This window comes from Paraburkholderia dioscoreae (assembly GCF_902459535.1).
GTDB classification, from domain to species: Bacteria; Pseudomonadota; Gammaproteobacteria; order Burkholderiales; family Burkholderiaceae; genus Paraburkholderia; species Paraburkholderia dioscoreae.
The window spans coordinates 2049150-2064025 of the sequence record NZ_LR699553.1 but is presented as its reverse complement, the minus strand read 5'-3'; the positions used below and the strand labels follow the sequence as shown (position 1 = coordinate 2064025).

The 14876-nt window shown below is 61.9% G+C and carries 21 protein-coding genes and 1 tRNA gene; 10 read left to right on the top strand and 12 right to left on the bottom strand.

All coding sequences use genetic code 11. The features are described from left to right. Positions 1-5 precede the first annotated feature (5 nt). From PDMSB3_RS09255 to PDMSB3_RS09215, 9 genes are all read right to left on the bottom strand, one after another. On the bottom strand, positions 6-587 hold the full coding sequence (locus PDMSB3_RS09255; protein ID WP_165184128.1) for a hypothetical protein: 582 nt from the start codon (positions 585-587) through the stop codon (positions 6-8). A 19-nt stretch (positions 588-606) separates the two neighbouring features. Next, a complete protein-coding gene (locus PDMSB3_RS09250) occupies positions 607-957 on the bottom strand; it encodes a head-tail joining protein (RefSeq protein ID WP_165185883.1) in 351 nt (116 codons plus the stop codon). 3 nt (positions 958-960) lie between these two features. Next, a complete protein-coding gene (locus tag PDMSB3_RS09245) occupies positions 961-1998 on the bottom strand; it encodes a major capsid protein (RefSeq protein ID WP_011487633.1) in 1038 nt (345 codons plus the stop codon). Positions 1999-2074: 76 nt separating this feature from the next. Then, entirely contained in the window at positions 2075-2731 is a 657-nt protein-coding gene (locus PDMSB3_RS09240; RefSeq protein ID WP_165185880.1) for a head decoration protein, read from the bottom strand. A gap of 40 nt (positions 2732-2771) precedes the next feature. Beyond that, complete coding sequence (locus tag PDMSB3_RS09235; RefSeq protein WP_165185877.1) at positions 2772-3440, bottom strand: hypothetical protein; 669 nt, start codon at positions 3438-3440, stop codon at positions 2772-2774. Then, on the bottom strand, positions 3403-4284 hold the full coding sequence (locus tag PDMSB3_RS09230; RefSeq protein ID WP_165185875.1) for a S49 family peptidase: 882 nt from the start codon (positions 4282-4284) through the stop codon (positions 3403-3405). Before PDMSB3_RS09230 ends, PDMSB3_RS09235 begins: the two co-directional genes overlap by 38 nt. Beyond that, positions 4281-5792 carry a phage portal protein gene (locus tag PDMSB3_RS09225; RefSeq protein WP_232064151.1) on the bottom strand — a complete coding sequence of 504 codons (1512 nt, stop codon included), beginning with the start codon at positions 5790-5792 and terminating at the stop codon, positions 4281-4283. Before PDMSB3_RS09225 ends, PDMSB3_RS09230 begins: the two co-directional genes overlap by 4 nt. 143 nt (positions 5793-5935) lie before the next feature. Then, positions 5936-6205 carry a gpW family head-tail joining protein gene (gene gpW / locus PDMSB3_RS09220; protein WP_165185869.1) on the bottom strand — a complete coding sequence of 90 codons (270 nt, stop codon included), beginning with the start codon at positions 6203-6205 and terminating at the stop codon, positions 5936-5938. A gap of 2 nt (positions 6206-6207) precedes the next feature. After that, a complete protein-coding gene (locus tag PDMSB3_RS09215) occupies positions 6208-6780 on the bottom strand; it encodes a terminase gpA endonuclease subunit (RefSeq protein ID WP_232064150.1) in 573 nt (190 codons plus the stop codon). Between the two features lie 64 nt (positions 6781-6844). Here PDMSB3_RS09215 and PDMSB3_RS09210 point away from each other — a divergent pair, with 64 nt between their 5' ends. Both PDMSB3_RS09210 and PDMSB3_RS09205 read left to right on the top strand, forming a co-directional pair. Then, entirely contained in the window at positions 6845-7096 is a 252-nt protein-coding gene (locus tag PDMSB3_RS09210) for a hypothetical protein (protein WP_165185866.1), read from the top strand. Then, positions 7093-7503 (top strand): hypothetical protein, encoded by a 411-nt coding sequence (locus PDMSB3_RS09205; RefSeq protein ID WP_165185863.1) that lies wholly within the window; start codon positions 7093-7095, stop codon positions 7501-7503. The genes PDMSB3_RS09210 and PDMSB3_RS09205 overlap by 4 nt, the downstream gene beginning before the upstream one ends. A gap of 65 nt (positions 7504-7568) precedes the next feature. Here PDMSB3_RS09205 and PDMSB3_RS09200 read toward each other — a convergent pair whose 3' ends face one another. Beyond that, the gene (locus PDMSB3_RS09200; protein ID WP_165185861.1) at positions 7569-8126 is read right to left on the bottom strand and encodes a hypothetical protein; all 558 of its coding nucleotides are present in this window, start codon (positions 8124-8126) and stop codon (positions 7569-7571) included. 32 nt (positions 8127-8158) lie between these two features. On the opposite strand from PDMSB3_RS09200, the gene PDMSB3_RS09195 reads away from it, so the two are divergent. From PDMSB3_RS09195 to PDMSB3_RS09165, 7 genes are all read left to right on the top strand, one after another. Beyond that, a complete protein-coding gene (locus PDMSB3_RS09195; protein ID WP_165185859.1) occupies positions 8159-9166 on the top strand; it encodes a phage Gp37/Gp68 family protein in 1008 nt (335 codons plus the stop codon). A gap of 1 nt (position 9167) precedes the next feature. Next, on the top strand, positions 9168-9425 hold the full coding sequence (locus PDMSB3_RS09190; RefSeq protein ID WP_165185857.1) for a hypothetical protein: 258 nt from the start codon (positions 9168-9170) through the stop codon (positions 9423-9425). Positions 9426-9441: 16 nt separating this feature from the next. After that, positions 9442-9681, top strand: coding sequence for a hypothetical protein (locus tag PDMSB3_RS09185; RefSeq protein WP_165185854.1), 240 nt, complete (start codon positions 9442-9444; stop codon positions 9679-9681). Continuing rightward, positions 9678-10109: an ASCH domain-containing protein gene (locus PDMSB3_RS09180; RefSeq protein ID WP_165185851.1), complete on the top strand. Its 432-nt coding sequence runs from the start codon at positions 9678-9680 to the stop codon at positions 10107-10109. Before PDMSB3_RS09185 ends, PDMSB3_RS09180 begins: the two co-directional genes overlap by 4 nt. Beyond that, on the top strand, positions 10106-10318 hold the full coding sequence (locus PDMSB3_RS09175) for a hypothetical protein (RefSeq protein ID WP_165185848.1): 213 nt from the start codon (positions 10106-10108) through the stop codon (positions 10316-10318). The genes PDMSB3_RS09180 and PDMSB3_RS09175 overlap by 4 nt, the downstream gene beginning before the upstream one ends. Further along, on the top strand, positions 10315-10929 hold the full coding sequence (locus tag PDMSB3_RS09170; RefSeq protein ID WP_165185846.1) for a J domain-containing protein: 615 nt from the start codon (positions 10315-10317) through the stop codon (positions 10927-10929). The genes PDMSB3_RS09175 and PDMSB3_RS09170 overlap by 4 nt, the downstream gene beginning before the upstream one ends. Positions 10930-11165: 236 nt before the next feature. Next, positions 11166-12392: a site-specific integrase gene (locus PDMSB3_RS09165; RefSeq protein WP_165185843.1), complete on the top strand. Its 1227-nt coding sequence runs from the start codon at positions 11166-11168 to the stop codon at positions 12390-12392. A gap of 47 nt (positions 12393-12439) precedes the next feature. Here the strand turns inward: PDMSB3_RS09165 and PDMSB3_RS09160 are convergent. Then, positions 12440-12526 (bottom strand) — tRNA-Leu (locus PDMSB3_RS09160). 220 nt (positions 12527-12746) lie between these two features. Between PDMSB3_RS09160 and PDMSB3_RS09155 the strand changes: the two genes are divergently transcribed. Beyond that, a complete protein-coding gene (locus PDMSB3_RS09155; RefSeq protein ID WP_035518143.1) occupies positions 12747-13571 on the top strand; it encodes a squalene/phytoene synthase family protein in 825 nt (274 codons plus the stop codon). An 82-nt stretch (positions 13572-13653) separates the two neighbouring features. On the opposite strand, the gene PDMSB3_RS09150 is transcribed toward PDMSB3_RS09155, so the two are convergent. Then, complete coding sequence (locus tag PDMSB3_RS09150; protein ID WP_007182017.1) at positions 13654-14859, bottom strand: DUF1501 domain-containing protein; 1206 nt, start codon at positions 14857-14859, stop codon at positions 13654-13656. Positions 14860-14876 lie beyond the last annotated feature (17 nt).

Below are 14876 nucleotides of genomic sequence, written 5' to 3'. Positions count from 1 at the left end.
TGCTCCTATTGGGGAAGTTCGACATCGAAGCCACCCTCGGCGCGCCCGTCGGGGCCCGAAGTGCGCGGAGCTGGCTGAACTGCGTCGGGAAAAGGCGGGTTGGGATAAGTGCCGCTGGCGTCGAAGACATTTCTCAGATCAGCCGTCACGGTCATTCGCTCGAGCGTGGTCTCCACGTCAGGATCGAACGCCTCATAGATCTGGAAGTGCACTGCCATGCTCACGGCGCCGAAATGCAGACGACCATCCGATTTGATCTCCGTTACCGTCGCGATCATCGGAAAGTCCTGCGTCTGCGCACGAATGGCAATGTTGCGAAGCAGGATGTCTTCGATCGTTGCGCCGAGATCTTCGAGCGCATCCTGTGCGGCCTCGCCGGTTGGGCCAGAAACGATGCCGCGGATCTCGATAACGAAATCGGTGTTGAACTGCGTCTCGCCGATGTTCCCGATCGACGCCTTCTGGTCATCACCACAACGCACCAGAATCGCCGGCAACTTCGCCGGAGGCGTGCTCCAGTCTCCCGGTGACTGGATCGTCGGCGCGGCTGCAGCCGCCTGAAATGCAGCCACCACCATCTTTCGCATGGCCGACCGGCCAGTTGGGTCAGCCACCATCGCCACCTATGAGATTGAGCATCAAACCGCCCCCGCCCCATCCATCGAGCCGGGCCTCGCGCACGACGTAGATCAGGCCAGTGCGTTTGATCTGCAACTGATCGTCCTGTACAGGCGCTGCCTCGAACTGCGACACCTGAATGCCGAGTCGGGGCTGGACGGTCGCAACCTGCACGCCGTCGACAACAGCGAGATCCAGGAACGCCTCGTCGAACACCCCGTCAACTTCGTAGGGTGTCGCCCCCGACGCAGGCATATAGAGCACACGCACGTTCTCGCCGAACGTCTGCATCACCACGCCGTTCATCTTGTCGGTGACGGCGCGCCAGTTGAACGGCACGGCTTAGGCGCCTGCGTGGCCCTTTTGCAGAACCTCCGGCCGCGTGCAGATGTGAAGCGGGTACGAATACGCTTCCATCTTCCAGAACGAGTTGCGGTCGCGATCGTAGATCGGGATCACATAGATCGGCTTGCCCGGGGTGTTGACCCATTCAAACGATTCGCCAGGCGCGTACGCCACCCGGAAGACACCCGGCGCACCGACCGGGAAAAAGTGAACTTCGTCGTCCGGAATCTTGAGCGTCGTGTTGTCGTCCGAGCCGCGGTAGTTCGACCAGGTCACCCCGGCGAATGGGAACGCTTCGAACGCAGCGCCCTGGCTGTCGTCGCGCAGCTCCGATGCCGCACTCCAGTTCAGGTAGGTCCGAATCACGTCCGTGTGATTGGTCAATTCGTCGTAGAACAGGTCGCCGCACAACGCAAAGATCTTCGTCGTCGGCAGAAATGCGCCCTGCGCTTTGCGCGCCATCGTCCGGCGAATGCCATTGACGATGGGCCGTAGGCTGTTGGGAGTCTGTGCGGACAGATTGAACGGAACCAGGCTCGGTGGCGTGATACCGAATTCATCGAACCAGTTGTATTTCACCGTGCCGTCAGCGTCGAGCAGCATGCCCTGCACTGCGGCAAGACGGTGATATTCCCACGTGTACTCGATGTTGCTCGTGAGGCCCGTTGGTCCATTGAGACGGCGCGCGACTTCAGCCTGCACCTGCATGAGCTCGGACTCGGTACCGAAAGCGCGGATGTCCTGGATTTCGTTTGCGTACAGCGTGTCGGCATGCATGATGCGCGGCACCTTGAAGTAACGCGCTTCACGCTGTTCCGTCGTACGTTGCGTGCCCTCCTGACCACGCTCGCTGAACGGGACGACGACGAGCTTGCCCTGCCGCTGCTCGACTGCAAGCGCCGTCGTGCGGATCGGGTCCGGCTCGAAGATGTTCAGATCGCCGAGGCCCGTCGGCTGAAACGGGTATTTGTCGACCGCGGTCGTCAGTTGGATGGTCGTAAACGCATCCTGGTGAAACACGTCCAAACTGGCCATTATTTGGCTCCAGAAATAATAATGGCCGCTTGCGCGGCCGACTGTTATCGGAAAAACGTGGAAGAGCTACGGGCGATCAGCGAACGATGATTCCCAAGGCAGCGAGCTGCGCGGTGCCGGCGGAGATCTGATTCGCGGATGCGCCCGTCGGCCAGAACAGCTCGAAGCCATTGACCTCGCAGTCACGCGTGACGACGGTGCCGGTCTGGTCCGCCAGCGTCGCGTCGACGTTCGCGAACGAAATGGCGGAGGCGACCTGCGATCCGTCCGTCGCCGTCAGGCTGAGCGGCACGTAGGCTTTCGACAGGGCGGAAACCGTCACGTCGAATTCGTCGCCGACCACGAAGTCCGTCGCGCCGTCGGCGATCACGAACTTGATCTGGTCATTGAAGGTGGCGCCGACTGCCACATCGCCGATCACGTCGCCCGTCGGATCGAATACGCGGAAGGTGCCTCCGTTTGCCGCAGCGGTGGCGCATCGCACGACGTAGACGCCAGGCTGGGCATTGCCGACGACCGGCGTCGTCGCGTCGAGCGTGAAAGTGCCATTGCCGGTGTTGCCGGCCTTGGCAGCGGCCGCCGCGGTGCCGCCGACCTTGCGGCCGAGGACCTGGCCCGCCTGAATCTTTGCGGCGCCGCTGAGCGTGCCGCGATCGCGGGAACGGTGGCCACGCGATTCACTGACCAGAAAACCACCGTCGTGGCGGCCTTCGATGAGAGGGGTTTGCGTCATGGTGAGTTACCTCGAGGGTTCGATTGACGGGTGGGACGGATCAGCGCTTGCGCGCCGGCCGTGCTTTCTGCATGGCGGTGTCCCAGCTGGATGCGATCGCCTGTTCCGAACTCACCCCGCGTTCACCGCCAGCGCCAAGCGACGGATTACGACGTGACACCGGCGCGGTCGCCGCGGGCGCCGGAGTGCCGGTCAACACCGCTAGCGCCTCTTTGCGAGTCATCGACGTGTTGAACGCAAGATTCGCGGCCAGAACAGGGTTCCTGCCTGCGGCCGGCGAGCCCATGATCTGGGCGCAGCGCATCCGCTCACGTCGACGTGCACTCGCCGCTGCGCTATTGCCGCGCATCTCCTCTTCGTCGTCGTCATCGTCCTCGGCGTTCGGATCGTCTTTGCCGTCTTCGCCCTTCGCTTTGCCCTTCTTTCCGCCCTTGTCGTCCGGCGGTGGATCTTCGCCTTCGGCTTTGCCATCGCCGTTTTCGCGGTTCTGATCACCATCGCCCGTATCTTCGCCTTCGGCTTTGCCGTTCTTGCCGCCTTTGTCGTCAGGGGGAGGCGTATCGTCGGCCGCACGGGCCGCTCCTTTACCGAGGTGGGCGAAGCTGATACCACCTCGCGCAGCCAGGTTACGAAACAAATTGCTCATGTGATTACCCTGTTGGTGGGATAAGTCAGCCCAGCTCGTCGAGCAAGGATGCGAATGCTTCATCGGGCGACATCACTGCGTCCGCGAAGCCGATTTCGACGCCAGCGGCGCCGAGGAATGTGCCGGCCTGTGTGCCTCGCACATTTGCGGTAGTGAGGCCGCGGTTACGCGCCACGGTCTCAACAAATAACTGGCCCATCGCGTTGACGTCGGATTGAAACCGCGCGCGCGCGTCCTTCGACAACGGCTTCATGTCGCTGCCGTCCGCTTTCTTGTCGCCGAAGTAGATGAGTTCGACCTCGATTCCCGCTTTCGTGAGCGCCTGCGAAAAATCGACATGCATGCATATGACGCCGACGCTGCCGGTGCCGCCGGTGCGCGGGACGATGATCCGGCTCGCCGCCGTCGCGATCGCGTACGCGGCCGAATAGGCACTCTCGGTGCAAATGGCCCAAATCGGCTTGACGTCGCGCGCGGCATAGATCGAGTCCACGAGATCGAAGCAGCCGGCGACCTCGCCGCCGGGCGAATCGATGTCCAGCACGATCGCTCGCACGCCCTCGTCGGCCATCGCCATGCTCAGATTGGCACGGATGCCGTCGTAACCGGTCATGCCCGAATAGGGCCGCAATTCGCCGAGCTTGTGCACAAGCGTTCCCTCGATAGGAACGATCGCAACCCCCTCCACGACCTCATACGGGCGATAGTCGGCTCGCGATGTGTCGGCGCTTTGCAGGAATGCCTGCGCGCCGCCGTCAGCCAGCACCACCATGTCGCCGCTGCCGCGGAACATCTTCGCGATTCCGAAGCGGTCCGCGAGCGCTGCCATAACGATTTCAGCCTTCTGCGGCGCGATAGCGATCGGCACGTTGAAAAGCCGCGTTGCAAGATGCGGATAGTTGCTCATGCTGCCTGCGGTTGCTGAGGGGGTTCATCGGTGCGGGTGGCCATTTCACTTCCGCCCCATTCGGGCAATGGAATGCCGCGTTCGCGGAAGGCCTCGATCTCGATCTGACGCTGATCGAGCAGTTCCTCCCAGTCGGAGCCCTGCTCGGCGGCTTCCTGCTTGAGCGTGGTCAGCGCCGCATCCATCTTCAGGATCGAACCCTGCGGCTCTTTCACCGGATCTACCCAGCCGCGTGCAGGCCCGAGCCAGCTGCAGCCCGCGTATGCCGTCACCCCATCCAGGAAGTCGGGCGCGCCGTTCGGAAGCGGCAGCTCGCCGTTCTCCATCGATTCGCGAAGCCAAACGGCGTACATGGGAGTCGCCGTACCTGCGGAAAATTCGAGCCGACGTCGAATCAGCGTCTTCCAGCTCTCCAGCAAAGAGCCACGCATATTCGAGTAGTTGCTCCTCGACCAGTCCTGCGTAACCTGCTCGAGCGAAATCCCGAGGGCCGATGCAACACAGCCCTGCATCTCGTGCACGAACTCGGTAAAGCCGTTGTGCGGATGGTCGGACGTGAGCGCCTTGATGTCTTCGCCGGGAGCAAGCGCCGGCACGCGCACACCGTTGAACATCGCCGGGCGCTCTTCGTTCCATTCCGCCCGCAGACCCTGGTAATAACCGAGCTCGTGATCCTCGCCGCCGACCGCGTCCTGAACTTCCGACGGGTCGTATGGGCTGGTGACGTATGTACCGATCGACGCGGCGAGCGCTGCCGCCTGCAGCTCGATACCGTAGTAGCGCGCAAGCATCTTTGCGTGTGCGAGCACTGGAATAAAGACGCCCACACCACGGTTCTGGCCGGCGCGATCACGCTCGAAGTCGTGGATCACGCGCAGCCAGCCGTCGTCATCCTCGCGTTCGACGCGCTCCCAGATCATGCTTTCGACGGAGTTGTACCAGTCGTTCTGGTGCGCTTTGCGGATGTGGTACGCCAGCGGCACGCCGTTTTCATCCACTTCCACGCCATTGCGCATATGGCGCGTGTCGACCATCTGGTTGGGATTCGACAGGCGGTCAGGATCCACAACGAGATAGGCCGTCGCATATCGCGCGCCGCCGCGCCCCACCCGTTCCGGCATCCAGTAATTGATGACCAGGTCCTCGCCATCAATCAGCTTGTGGCGCAACGCTAGGCGCAGTTGCTGCGAGACGGTGAGCTGACGGGACACGTCGTTGTAGCGACCAAAATCGTTCGAAAAGAGGCGCCACCGTGCCTCTACTGCACGCCTGAATTCATTCGCCCACTTGATATCGAAAGCTGCTCCGCTGATCTCGGCGAGCGCGCGATAGTCCGGCGCCGCCGACAAACGCAGCGAGGCGCCGACGGCGTTGTCGAGGATCCGCGTGATACCGCCGCTCGAGCGACCGTCGTTGCGAACCTGGTCGCGCGAGCGCGCGACCATGCGGTCGCGGAACTGGTTGATCTCGGCATCGGGTGAGCGGATCCACGGCAGCCACGCGCCCATCTCCTGCGTCTGCCAGTCCGCGGCCTGATACGGGAAGAACGCACGGCCCACGTTGTTCGCCAGGTTACCAGGACCGGCGCCGGTATTCGCGCGCGCGCGCAGCGGCCGGCCGCTCGCGTCGACCAATGTGGTTGCGCTGCTCATCAGAACAACGGAACCATGCGACGGCGCTTGCACATCTTCACGCCCGGGTTGAGAGCTGCCTGCAGGTCACTTATAAACATCCGGACCGCGGCAAGGTTCGTGGTCTGGAATGTGACGCTCCGCGACCCATCACCCTGCGCGTATGCCACCGTCACGGCCTTGTCTCCCGTGCGCAGATCGATATACGCCTGCTGCGCGGCCGCGAGCGCGGCCTGCAGCTGCGCATCGGTCATGCCGTACAGCGGCGAACAGAGATCGTTTGTGGCCATGTTTATCGGTACCGGTGAACTGCTGACTTTTTCTTCTCGCGCGGCGCGCTTTGCGGCGCCGTCGACGACGTGGATCCGGTTGAGCCGGGGCTTGTCGAAGCCGTGCTCACCGCGACGAGGGACGAGTTGGTGTCCCACGGCTTTGCCCAGGAGGGCGGCTTGTCCCACGAAATGCGGTTCAGACCATGCAATTGCGCGAGCATGTGCGTCAGCACCATCAGGTCGAGTGCTTCGTTGCGGCGACCGGCGGCGCTCTTTTCCCAACCGCCGTTCTTCGTGCGCGTTTCGGACGTGAGCTGCTCGAACCACACGTGTGGCTGCTCCTGCGAGCGCAACGCGTGCGGAAAATGCACATACAGCTTTCCCGGCTCGGCGAGCTGCAGCTGTCCGGCGAGGTCATCCTTGAAGAGATTCGGGTTGAAACGCGCGACCGGAACGTCACCACTCGAGGCCGCCCGGTTTGCTTTGCGCGACGTATCCGGATACACGACCATCAGGCGCGGCGCGGCGAGCTTGTCGGCACCCTTCGTCGGAATGACCGTCCACGCATCCCGCCCGGAGATCTTCCCGATCAACCGCGTGAGACCGGCCTTCTTCCAGCGTCGCCACGCGGCACATCGTCCCTGATATCTCGGTTAAGTGAACGACATCATGAGTGACCACCGGGAAATCGAGCCGCAGCACCGGAAGTCGATGAACGACGTCGCCGCCGTCATGGCCAATATTTTCAAGGGATACGGCTTCGCGCTCTTCATATTCCCACTCGACGGCGACGGCGGCCGAATGAACTACATCAGCAATGCGGAACGCGCAGACATGTTGGTCGCCTTGAAGGAATTCATCGCGAACAACGAAGGCCGCGTCCACAGTGCACCGGAGAGCAAACAGTGAACAATCCAATCCTCATTGGCCAAGCCGAAGAGATCGACCTGCTGCAGCCGCAGGTCCGCGCGATGCTCGGTAAGGAAGGCGTCTATATCGGCGGCGATACGAAGAATCCAGACCTGTTGGTGCCGCTCGTCTCGCAGGGCGGCCGCGTCTTCTGCCTGGCGATCGATCACGAGCTGGCACCAGACCGCTTCCTCAGCACGCTCACGCTGCACGGTCCGTATGTGCCTCAGCCGCCAGCGACGTCCGGCGATCATTTGGAGCTGCTCGAAAAAGCGCACGCCGCGATCGACGGCCTTTTCGCGCAGCTCATCATCACCGATCCAAACTTTAGGCCGTCCAAAAGCAAATACTGGCCGGACATGGTGGCTATCTCCAACGCGGTCAAGCAAGCGCGAGGCGAAGCATGACCAGGTATACCAACGCAGTGCTGAGCCGCCACAAGCTGATGGGGCAAGTGCGGCAATGCGTCAGATTAATTCACCATCATTGCCATTGCCTTCGATATCGCATCACGCGCGTTGTTTTGCCACATCCGAAACTCCGCCGTCCAATAATCGTTCCGTTCGAATGGATGCGTCGTAACTTGCACTCGCACGCGCCGCGCCAACTCATGCATCTGGAAGACGAGTCGTTGTGCGGCTATTCCATGCGCCGTTTGTTGAGCGTCGGTCAATCGGGTGAGCAGTTCATCGATCTCGCCTGTGTCCATATGATCATTGCCCACGCCCTGCGTGAAATCGGCGATCGCGCGCTGAACCGCGCGCTCTACGCGGGCGGCAATGGACACAAGGATAAGGCCTTGTCGACCTGCGATTTCTTTCTCGGTTTGTGCGCGGAGTTCACGGTCGCGCTTCTGTTGAACCATGGGAACAGCAACGGCAATGACGATTGCGATTATCGAGCCCACGGCCTGCACCCAAGCTGCGATCGACGCTGCATCGAGCTTCGCCCAGTCAATTCGATCGTAGAGCAACATTCCAACAATTGCCGCCATTACCAAAGCAACGTACCTGTTCACAACGCGAATCATCTTATCTCCCCGTTTTTCGGAGGAATCGTAGCATGAGCGCGAATAGCAACATCGAGTGGACCGACCACACTTTCAACCCATGGGAAGGTTGCCAGAAAGTGAGCCCCGGCTGCGACCACTGCTATGCCGAGGCCCGCAATGCGCGTTTCGCCGGCGGTACAGCGATCAACTGGGGGCCCGGTGCCCTGCGGCGCCGCACGTCGGCCGCTAACTGGCGCAAGCCGCTCCAGTGGAACGCGAACCACCGTGCTTTCTTCGCCGACCACGGCCGCCGGCAGCGTGTCTTCTGCGCGTCGCTCGCCGACGTCTTCGATAATGCGGTGCCGGACGGATGGCGCTCCGATCTGCTGGACCTGATCGCTCGGACTCCGGATCTCGATTGGCTTCTATTGACGAAGCGCATCGGAAATGCAGAGCATCTACTGAGACAGCTCACTTCGACTGGCGATCGCGAAGACGGCCTGTCACACGTCGAGAGCAAATCGGAACATTGGGGTCATTGCGTTGCGCATGATTGGCTTGCCGGCATGCCGCCGAACAACGTCTGGCTCGGCGCGACGATCGTCAATCAGGAAGAAGCGGACCGCGACATTCGGAAGCTTCTGTCAATTCCCGCGCGGGTTCGCTTTCTCTCAATGGAACCGCTGCTTGGCCCGGTCAACCTTACGCGGCTTTTGCACGGCGACGAATCTGATTTGGACGCGCTGCGCGGACAGGTCGTGTATACGTCGCAGCGTTTCGCGGTTCCACCGGAACCATTAGGAAAGGCTATCTCGTGGGTGATCGTCGGCGGCGAAAGCGGTCCGGCGGCCCGGCCTATGCATCCGCAATGGGTGCGATCGCTGCGCAACCAGTGCGCAGCCGCACAAGTGCCGTTCCTGTTCAAGCAGAACGGCGAGTGGGTGTCGGTCAGCGAGGTCGCCGGTGTCGGTGCCCATCACCAATTCGAAGATGGCAGCACTGTCCGCCGAATCGGCAAGCGCGCGGCTGGGCGCAAGCTCGACGGCCGCTCGCACGACGAATTCCCGGAGGTCCTCTGAAATGGCAACGAGAACGAAGAGGCCCTCGAGCCGCGATATCGCATGCATCCGAATTGGCTTCGAACATTACCTACTCGATGCCGATAAAGCGATGCAGGTACTCAAGCTCATGCGCGAATCTATTTCATGCAATCGCGATTTCAAAGGTCGTCGCATGCTCTATATCGCCGGGGCGGAGCCAGATCTCGAGCTCTCCATGGTTAAAGCATCCGAAGTAGTCGTGCCGGGCAGCCAATTGGCGCTCGACGACATGCGTTAGTCTCACCGAGGAAATTATGAGCATTCGAACCCTCATCGAGGTCAATCACGACCTGCTGCATAGGTTGCAGGACAGTCCGGAGATCATCGCCGAGATCCTCGCTCGGCTGGGTGGATCGTATTACAACGGCGCGCTGAACGAGGCGAACGAAGCCGGGCGCAGCCTCGATATCTGGAACGGTGTTCGGATCGTCCACCAGTACCACCACTCCACACGCCTCACGGTCAAGACCGACTACGCCAAGATCAAGCTATGAAAGCCCTGTCCATCCGTCAGCCGTGGGCGTGGCTTATCGTCAACGGCCATAAAGACATCGAGAACCGTACATGGCCGACGCGCTTCCGCGGCCGCGTGCTGATCCATGCGGGCAAGGGTATGACGCGCGCAGAGTTTGAAGACGCGGCTCACTTCATCGCAATGATCAGCCCAATCGATCCTCTGCCGCTAGCGGACATGGCTAAAGCTGCGCGCGGCGGCATCGTCGGTGTGGCCACCATCACCGGCTGCCTTCCGGGCGCACAAAAAGTCTCACCTTGGCACATGGGCGACCAGTTCGGCTTCCAGATCGCCGATGCCAGGCCGCTCCCGTTCCTCGAATGCAAAGGAGCGCTCGGATTCTTCGACGTGCCGTCCGACGTCGCCGCGCAGCTGCGCCAGATGCATGACCTTGGAGCGATCACATGAGCGAAATTAGAACTCTCGGCGACGTGCTGCCGGACGAGATCGCGCGCGTAACCGTCATCCTGGGCCACTACGTCGAGATCGGTCCCGCCAGCGCCATCGGCGCCATGTTGATTCGAGCCTCACTTGATCGGGCCACGCGCGCCGCCGCGAGCGGGGACGTCGTTGCGATGATAGAGGCGCTGGATGACCTGAAGGGATATTCCGAATGATTGCCGCATACCCTCTTCAATGGCCCGAAGGCTGGCCGCGCACGAAATCCTACCTCCAAAAAAACGGCCGGTTTAAGCATGACGGACGGTGGATCACGGTGTTCGCCGCATGCGATCGTGTGCTCGTCGAACTTGACCGCCTCGGAATCAAGCGCGACGACATCGTGATCTCGACAAATCTGAAGACCCGACTCGATGGCATGCCGCGGTCCGACCAGCGCGAGCCGGACGATCACGGCGCCGCGGTCTATTGGGAGACGAACAAAGGCGTGCGCCGCGTGATGGCGATTGATCGCTATGAGACGGTGGCCGACAACATTGCGGCGATCGCCGCCACGCTCGAGGCAATGCGCGCGATCGACCGGCACGGCGGCGCACAGATCCTCGATCGGGCATTCACCGGTTTCAGCGCCCTGCCGCCGCCGGCGGCCGCTCGACATTGGCGAGAAGTGATCGGCGTGCCGTCGACCGTCCGCGATATGCCCAGCGTGCGCATTGCGTTCCGCCGGCGCGCCGCCGAAGTGCACCCAGACAAGGGCGGTACGCATGAAGCGATGGCCGAGTTGAACGTTGCGCTCGCGGCCGCCGAGAGGGAGCTCAACGGATCATGACTGACGAAGCAACCGACGCTGGATTGATGGCGAGCGCACCGACCGGTGCGCGCCGCCGAGGGTAAAAGGCTGCTCATGGCGCGCTACGTTACCATCGCCAAGTTCTGCGAGCTGACTGGTTTCACGCCAGCGGCGGTTTATACGCGGAAATGCAAGGGCATCTGGCCAGAAGGCTCAGTCTGGAAGTACGAGCCAGGCACAAAAAAAATATTGATGGACATTGAGGCATACGACGAATGGGTAGAAAAGGGACAGGGGTCACAATCGTTTCCGACTCCAGCTATGAAATCGCCTTCTCCTACAAAGGCAAGCGCTTCCGGGAACGCGTCAAAGCGAAGCCCTGTCCTGCCAACACTCGAAAGCTAAACCAGTTCGCCGCCGCGATCCGGCACGCGATCGATAAAGGCGAGTTCGATTATGCGAAGACGTTTCCTGATTCCAGGCACGCCGCCGCGCTCGCGGAGCGTCCGGGCGACGTCATGACGGTCGAGAAGTACTTCGATAACTGGCTCATCCGAAAGAAAGTTGAAATAAAGGCCTCGACCTATACGGGCTACGAAAACATCGTCATCAACTGGGTAATCCCGAAATTCGGGAAGCTGGCCCTGTCAGAACTGAGGCGCGCCACCATTCGCGATTGGCTGGCCACGATCGACGCCAAAAAAGACCGAAAGGTATCGAACAAGCGCCTCGCTAACATCCAGAGCTGCATGCGGTCGGCGCTAGGCGACGCGGCCGATGACGAGATCATCGAATCCAATCCGCTGGCAGGATTCACATACGCGCGTGCTGAGCGCCCGGCGGAAGGGGCCGCCGAAGACGATATCGACCCCTTCTCGCCGGAGGAGCAGCTCGAGATCCTCGGCAAGCTCAAGGGAAGCAACCGCAATCTCATCCAGTTCGCGTTCTGGACAGGGTTGCGATCGTCGGAGCTGATCGAATTGAACTGGTCAGACGTCGACTTTGTGGGCGGTCACGTCCGCGTCCGGCGCGCGCTGACTCGCGAAGCCAAGGGCGTCGCTGAGTATCCTAAGACGTCCGCCGGCCGGCGCGACGTGCGGTTGTTGCGACCGGCCGCCGAGGCGCTCGCCGAGCAAAAGACTTTGACGTTCCTCGTCGACCTCGACGGTCCGATATTCCGCACGTCAGCCGGCGAGAGATTTTCCGGCTCGCACCAGATCTGGCGCATCTGGCGCGCGGCACTGAAGCACGCTGGCGTGCGATATCGCAATCCGTACCAGACGCGACATACCTACGCATCAATGATGCTGTCGGCCGGAGAACATCCAATGTGGGTGGCAAAGCAGATGGGGCACGCTGACTGGACGATGATCGCCCGCGTGTATGGCCGCTGGATGCCGTCCGCCGATGAGCTGGCGGGCGACCGGGCCGTTGAGAAGTTTGCCGCTGATGCTGGCAAATTTACTGTCAAATCCGGCGTAAACAAGGCAAAAACCGGCTAGATTTTTAACAGCCTCATTTTCTAGGCTCTTGATTTTTAACGGTATTTTGGTGCGAGGGAGGGGACTCGAACCCCTACACCCTTGCGGGCGTCAGGACCTAAACCTGGTGCGTCTACCAATTTCGCCACCCTCGCAGCCGGGCAATACGCAATGCGTCCGCCCGTTGTCCTGCATACTGTCAGCCGCGCCGCAAACACGCGCCCGAAAGCGTAAGCGCGAGATTCTAACCGATTGATTCGCGCTTGTCTGCACCTGCCTGGCATCTGTCGAAGCGACGCCGATGCTACAATTTTTGGCTTGATGCACGCACGACGTGCTCCCTCTTCGCCTGCCCTTCCCCACATTCCCAATCCCGTGAATTTCGAAGAATATTGCCAGCAGAAAGCGGCGCCGCCCGGATCGAGTACTTACTATGCGCTTCGGCAGGCGCCTGCCGCCAGCCAGCCGCTGTTGACCGCGCTGTTCGCGCTGCGCCGGGAGTTCGAGGAAACGGTCAAGGAGACCAGCGATCCGACCATTGGCCGGACGAAACTCGCGTGGTGGCAAAACGAAATCGCCGCGCTGGCGTCGGACTCGCCGTCGCATCCGGTGTCCAAGGCGCTGGCGGCGTATCTGCCCGACGTGAAGGACGAGTATCCGGCACTGCAGACGTTGCTCGCCGGTTTCGAAATGGACCTCGACCAGGCCCGTTACCTCGACTACCCGAATCTGCGGCGCTACGTGCAGGGCGTGGGCGGCACTTTCGCGTCGCTGGTCGCGCGCGCCACGGCGAAAGATGCCGCGCAGGCGTCGATCTGGTCCGCGCCGCTCGGCGAGGCGCTGATGCTTGCGCAATTCGTGGTCGAAACGGGCCATGACGCGCGCCACGGCCGCATCTATATTCCGATCGACGAAATGCAGCGCTTCAATGTGACCGCCGCGGATCTGATCAATCGAAAATACACCGAGGCATTCACCGAACTGATGCGCTTCGAGACGAAGCGCGCACGCGACGCGTTGCAAAGCGCACTCGGCGCCGTGCCCGGCAGCGAGCGCCGTACGCAGCGCACGCTCGTCGCGCAGGCCGCGTTGGCGTCGGCGCTGCTCGATGAAATCGAACGCGACGGCTATCACGTTCTGCATCAACGCATCGCGTTGACGCCGATTCGCAAACTTTGGATCGCGTGGCGAGCAAAGTGACCGGACGGGCCGTCCACGTCACGCCAGTCGCGTTCGGCGGGTGTCGTCAAGCTCGTTGTTAAAGGCATAGCCAGGCGTGCCGTTAAACGCGTAGCAACGGCAGCGGTTCGAACCGCTGCTGCAGAATCGCCGTCGCGTCGAGTCCCCACCAAGGCCCAAGCACCGTCGCGTAAAGCTGGCGGAAATCGACGCCCACCGGCAAGTTGCCATTGCCGTCGAGCCGCGCCAGCACCGGCGGCACGCCATACAGCCCGCCGCGCACGCGCCCGCCCATGACGAAATGCGGCGCCACGGTGCCGTGATCGGTACCATTGCTCTGGTTCTCACGCGGACGCCGGCCGAACTCGGCATAGGTCATCACCAGCGTATCGTCCCAGCGGCCGAGTTCGACGAGCGCCGACTTCATCGACGCCATGCCTTCGGCCAGTTGTCTGAGCAGCACCGCCTGCTGCCCCGGCTGATTCTGATGCGTGTCGAATCCGTTCAGCGTCAGGCGGATCACCGCAACGCCGTGACCGTTCTTCGGCGCATCACCGGCCGCGAGCACCTGCATCGCCGCTTTGATCGATCTGCCGAAGGCCTCGCCCGGAAACACGGTTTTCAGCTGAGCCTGGCCTTGCGTGGGACGCAGCCGGTCTGCGGCTTTCACAATGTCGTTTTCCACGTCGAGAATATGCGCCAGCTCGGGATTGCGTTCGTGCAGCGATACCGGCGTGGCGAGCCGCGAAGCGGCTACGAACTGCGCCGGATTGACCAGCGCGATCGCCCGCGCGCCGTTCGCGAGCGGCCCCATCTCGGCGCTGCCGATCACCACGCCGTCGGCGGCAAATCCGGCGGGAACCGGTGCCTGCGCGAACGCGCGCGTGAGCCATCCTTCGCGCAGATACTGGTCCGAACGCGACGCGGTATCCCAGATCTCGATCGAACGGAAATGCGACAGGTTCGGTTGCGTATAGCTCACGCCCTGCACGATCGCCAGTTGACGGTCGCGCCACAGCGGCATTAGCGCCTGCAAGGACGGATGCAGCGCCGTGCGCTCGTCGAGTTGAATCGCCTGCTCGCGTTTGATGCCGATGTTCTTGCGCAACTGATAGTACGCAGGATCGGCAAACGGAATCACGGTATTCAAACCGTCGTTGCCACCCTTCAGTTCGATGAGGATCAGCAGGTTGTCGTAGCCCGGCGCCGAAGACGTGCCCGGCGCCGCTGCCTGCGCGCCGAATACGCGCGGCAGCCAAAGTGTGGCGCTCGAAGCCGCGCACATCGAAAGAAAGCTGCGTCGTTTCATGCTGCACCTCGTTCGAT

Bases quoted from the DNA above. Each gene is read 5' to 3' on its own strand.
- PDMSB3_RS09245 (WP_011487633.1), bottom strand. From the start codon at position 1,998: ATGGCCAGTTTGGACGTGTTTCACCAGGATGCGTTTACGACCATCCAA.
- PDMSB3_RS09235 (WP_165185877.1), bottom strand. From the start codon at position 3,440: ATGAAGCATTCGCATCCTTGCTCGACGAGCTGGGCTGACTTATCCCAC.
- PDMSB3_RS09230 (WP_165185875.1), bottom strand. From the start codon at position 4,284: ATGAGCAACTATCCGCATCTTGCAACGCGGCTTTTCAACGTGCCGATC.
- PDMSB3_RS09240 (WP_165185880.1), bottom strand. From the start codon at position 2,731: ATGACGCAAACCCCTCTCATCGAAGGCCGCCACGACGGTGGTTTTCTG.
- PDMSB3_RS09185 (WP_165185854.1), top strand. From the start codon at position 9,442: ATGAGCATTCGAACCCTCATCGAGGTCAATCACGACCTGCTGCATAGG.
- PDMSB3_RS09175 (WP_165185848.1), top strand. From the start codon at position 10,106: ATGAGCGAAATTAGAACTCTCGGCGACGTGCTGCCGGACGAGATCGCG.
- PDMSB3_RS09165 (WP_165185843.1), top strand. From the start codon at position 11,166: ATGGGTAGAAAAGGGACAGGGGTCACAATCGTTTCCGACTCCAGCTAT.
- gpW (WP_165185869.1), bottom strand. From the start codon at position 6,205: ATGGCCACAAACGATCTCTGTTCGCCGCTGTACGGCATGACCGATGCG.
- PDMSB3_RS09255 (WP_165184128.1), bottom strand. From the start codon at position 587: ATGCGAAAGATGGTGGTGGCTGCATTTCAGGCGGCTGCAGCCGCGCCG.
- PDMSB3_RS09180 (WP_165185851.1), top strand. From the start codon at position 9,678: ATGAAAGCCCTGTCCATCCGTCAGCCGTGGGCGTGGCTTATCGTCAAC.
- PDMSB3_RS09195 (WP_165185859.1), top strand. From the start codon at position 8,159: ATGAGCGCGAATAGCAACATCGAGTGGACCGACCACACTTTCAACCCA.
- PDMSB3_RS09170 (WP_165185846.1), top strand. From the start codon at position 10,315: ATGATTGCCGCATACCCTCTTCAATGGCCCGAAGGCTGGCCGCGCACG.
- PDMSB3_RS09225 (WP_232064151.1), bottom strand. From the start codon at position 5,792: ATGGGCGCGTGGCTGCCGTGGATCCGCTCACCCGATGCCGAGATCAAC.
- PDMSB3_RS09150 (WP_007182017.1), bottom strand. From the start codon at position 14,859: ATGAAACGACGCAGCTTTCTTTCGATGTGCGCGGCTTCGAGCGCCACA.
- PDMSB3_RS09190 (WP_165185857.1), top strand. From the start codon at position 9,168: ATGGCAACGAGAACGAAGAGGCCCTCGAGCCGCGATATCGCATGCATC.
- PDMSB3_RS09200 (WP_165185861.1), bottom strand. From the start codon at position 8,126: ATGATTCGCGTTGTGAACAGGTACGTTGCTTTGGTAATGGCGGCAATT.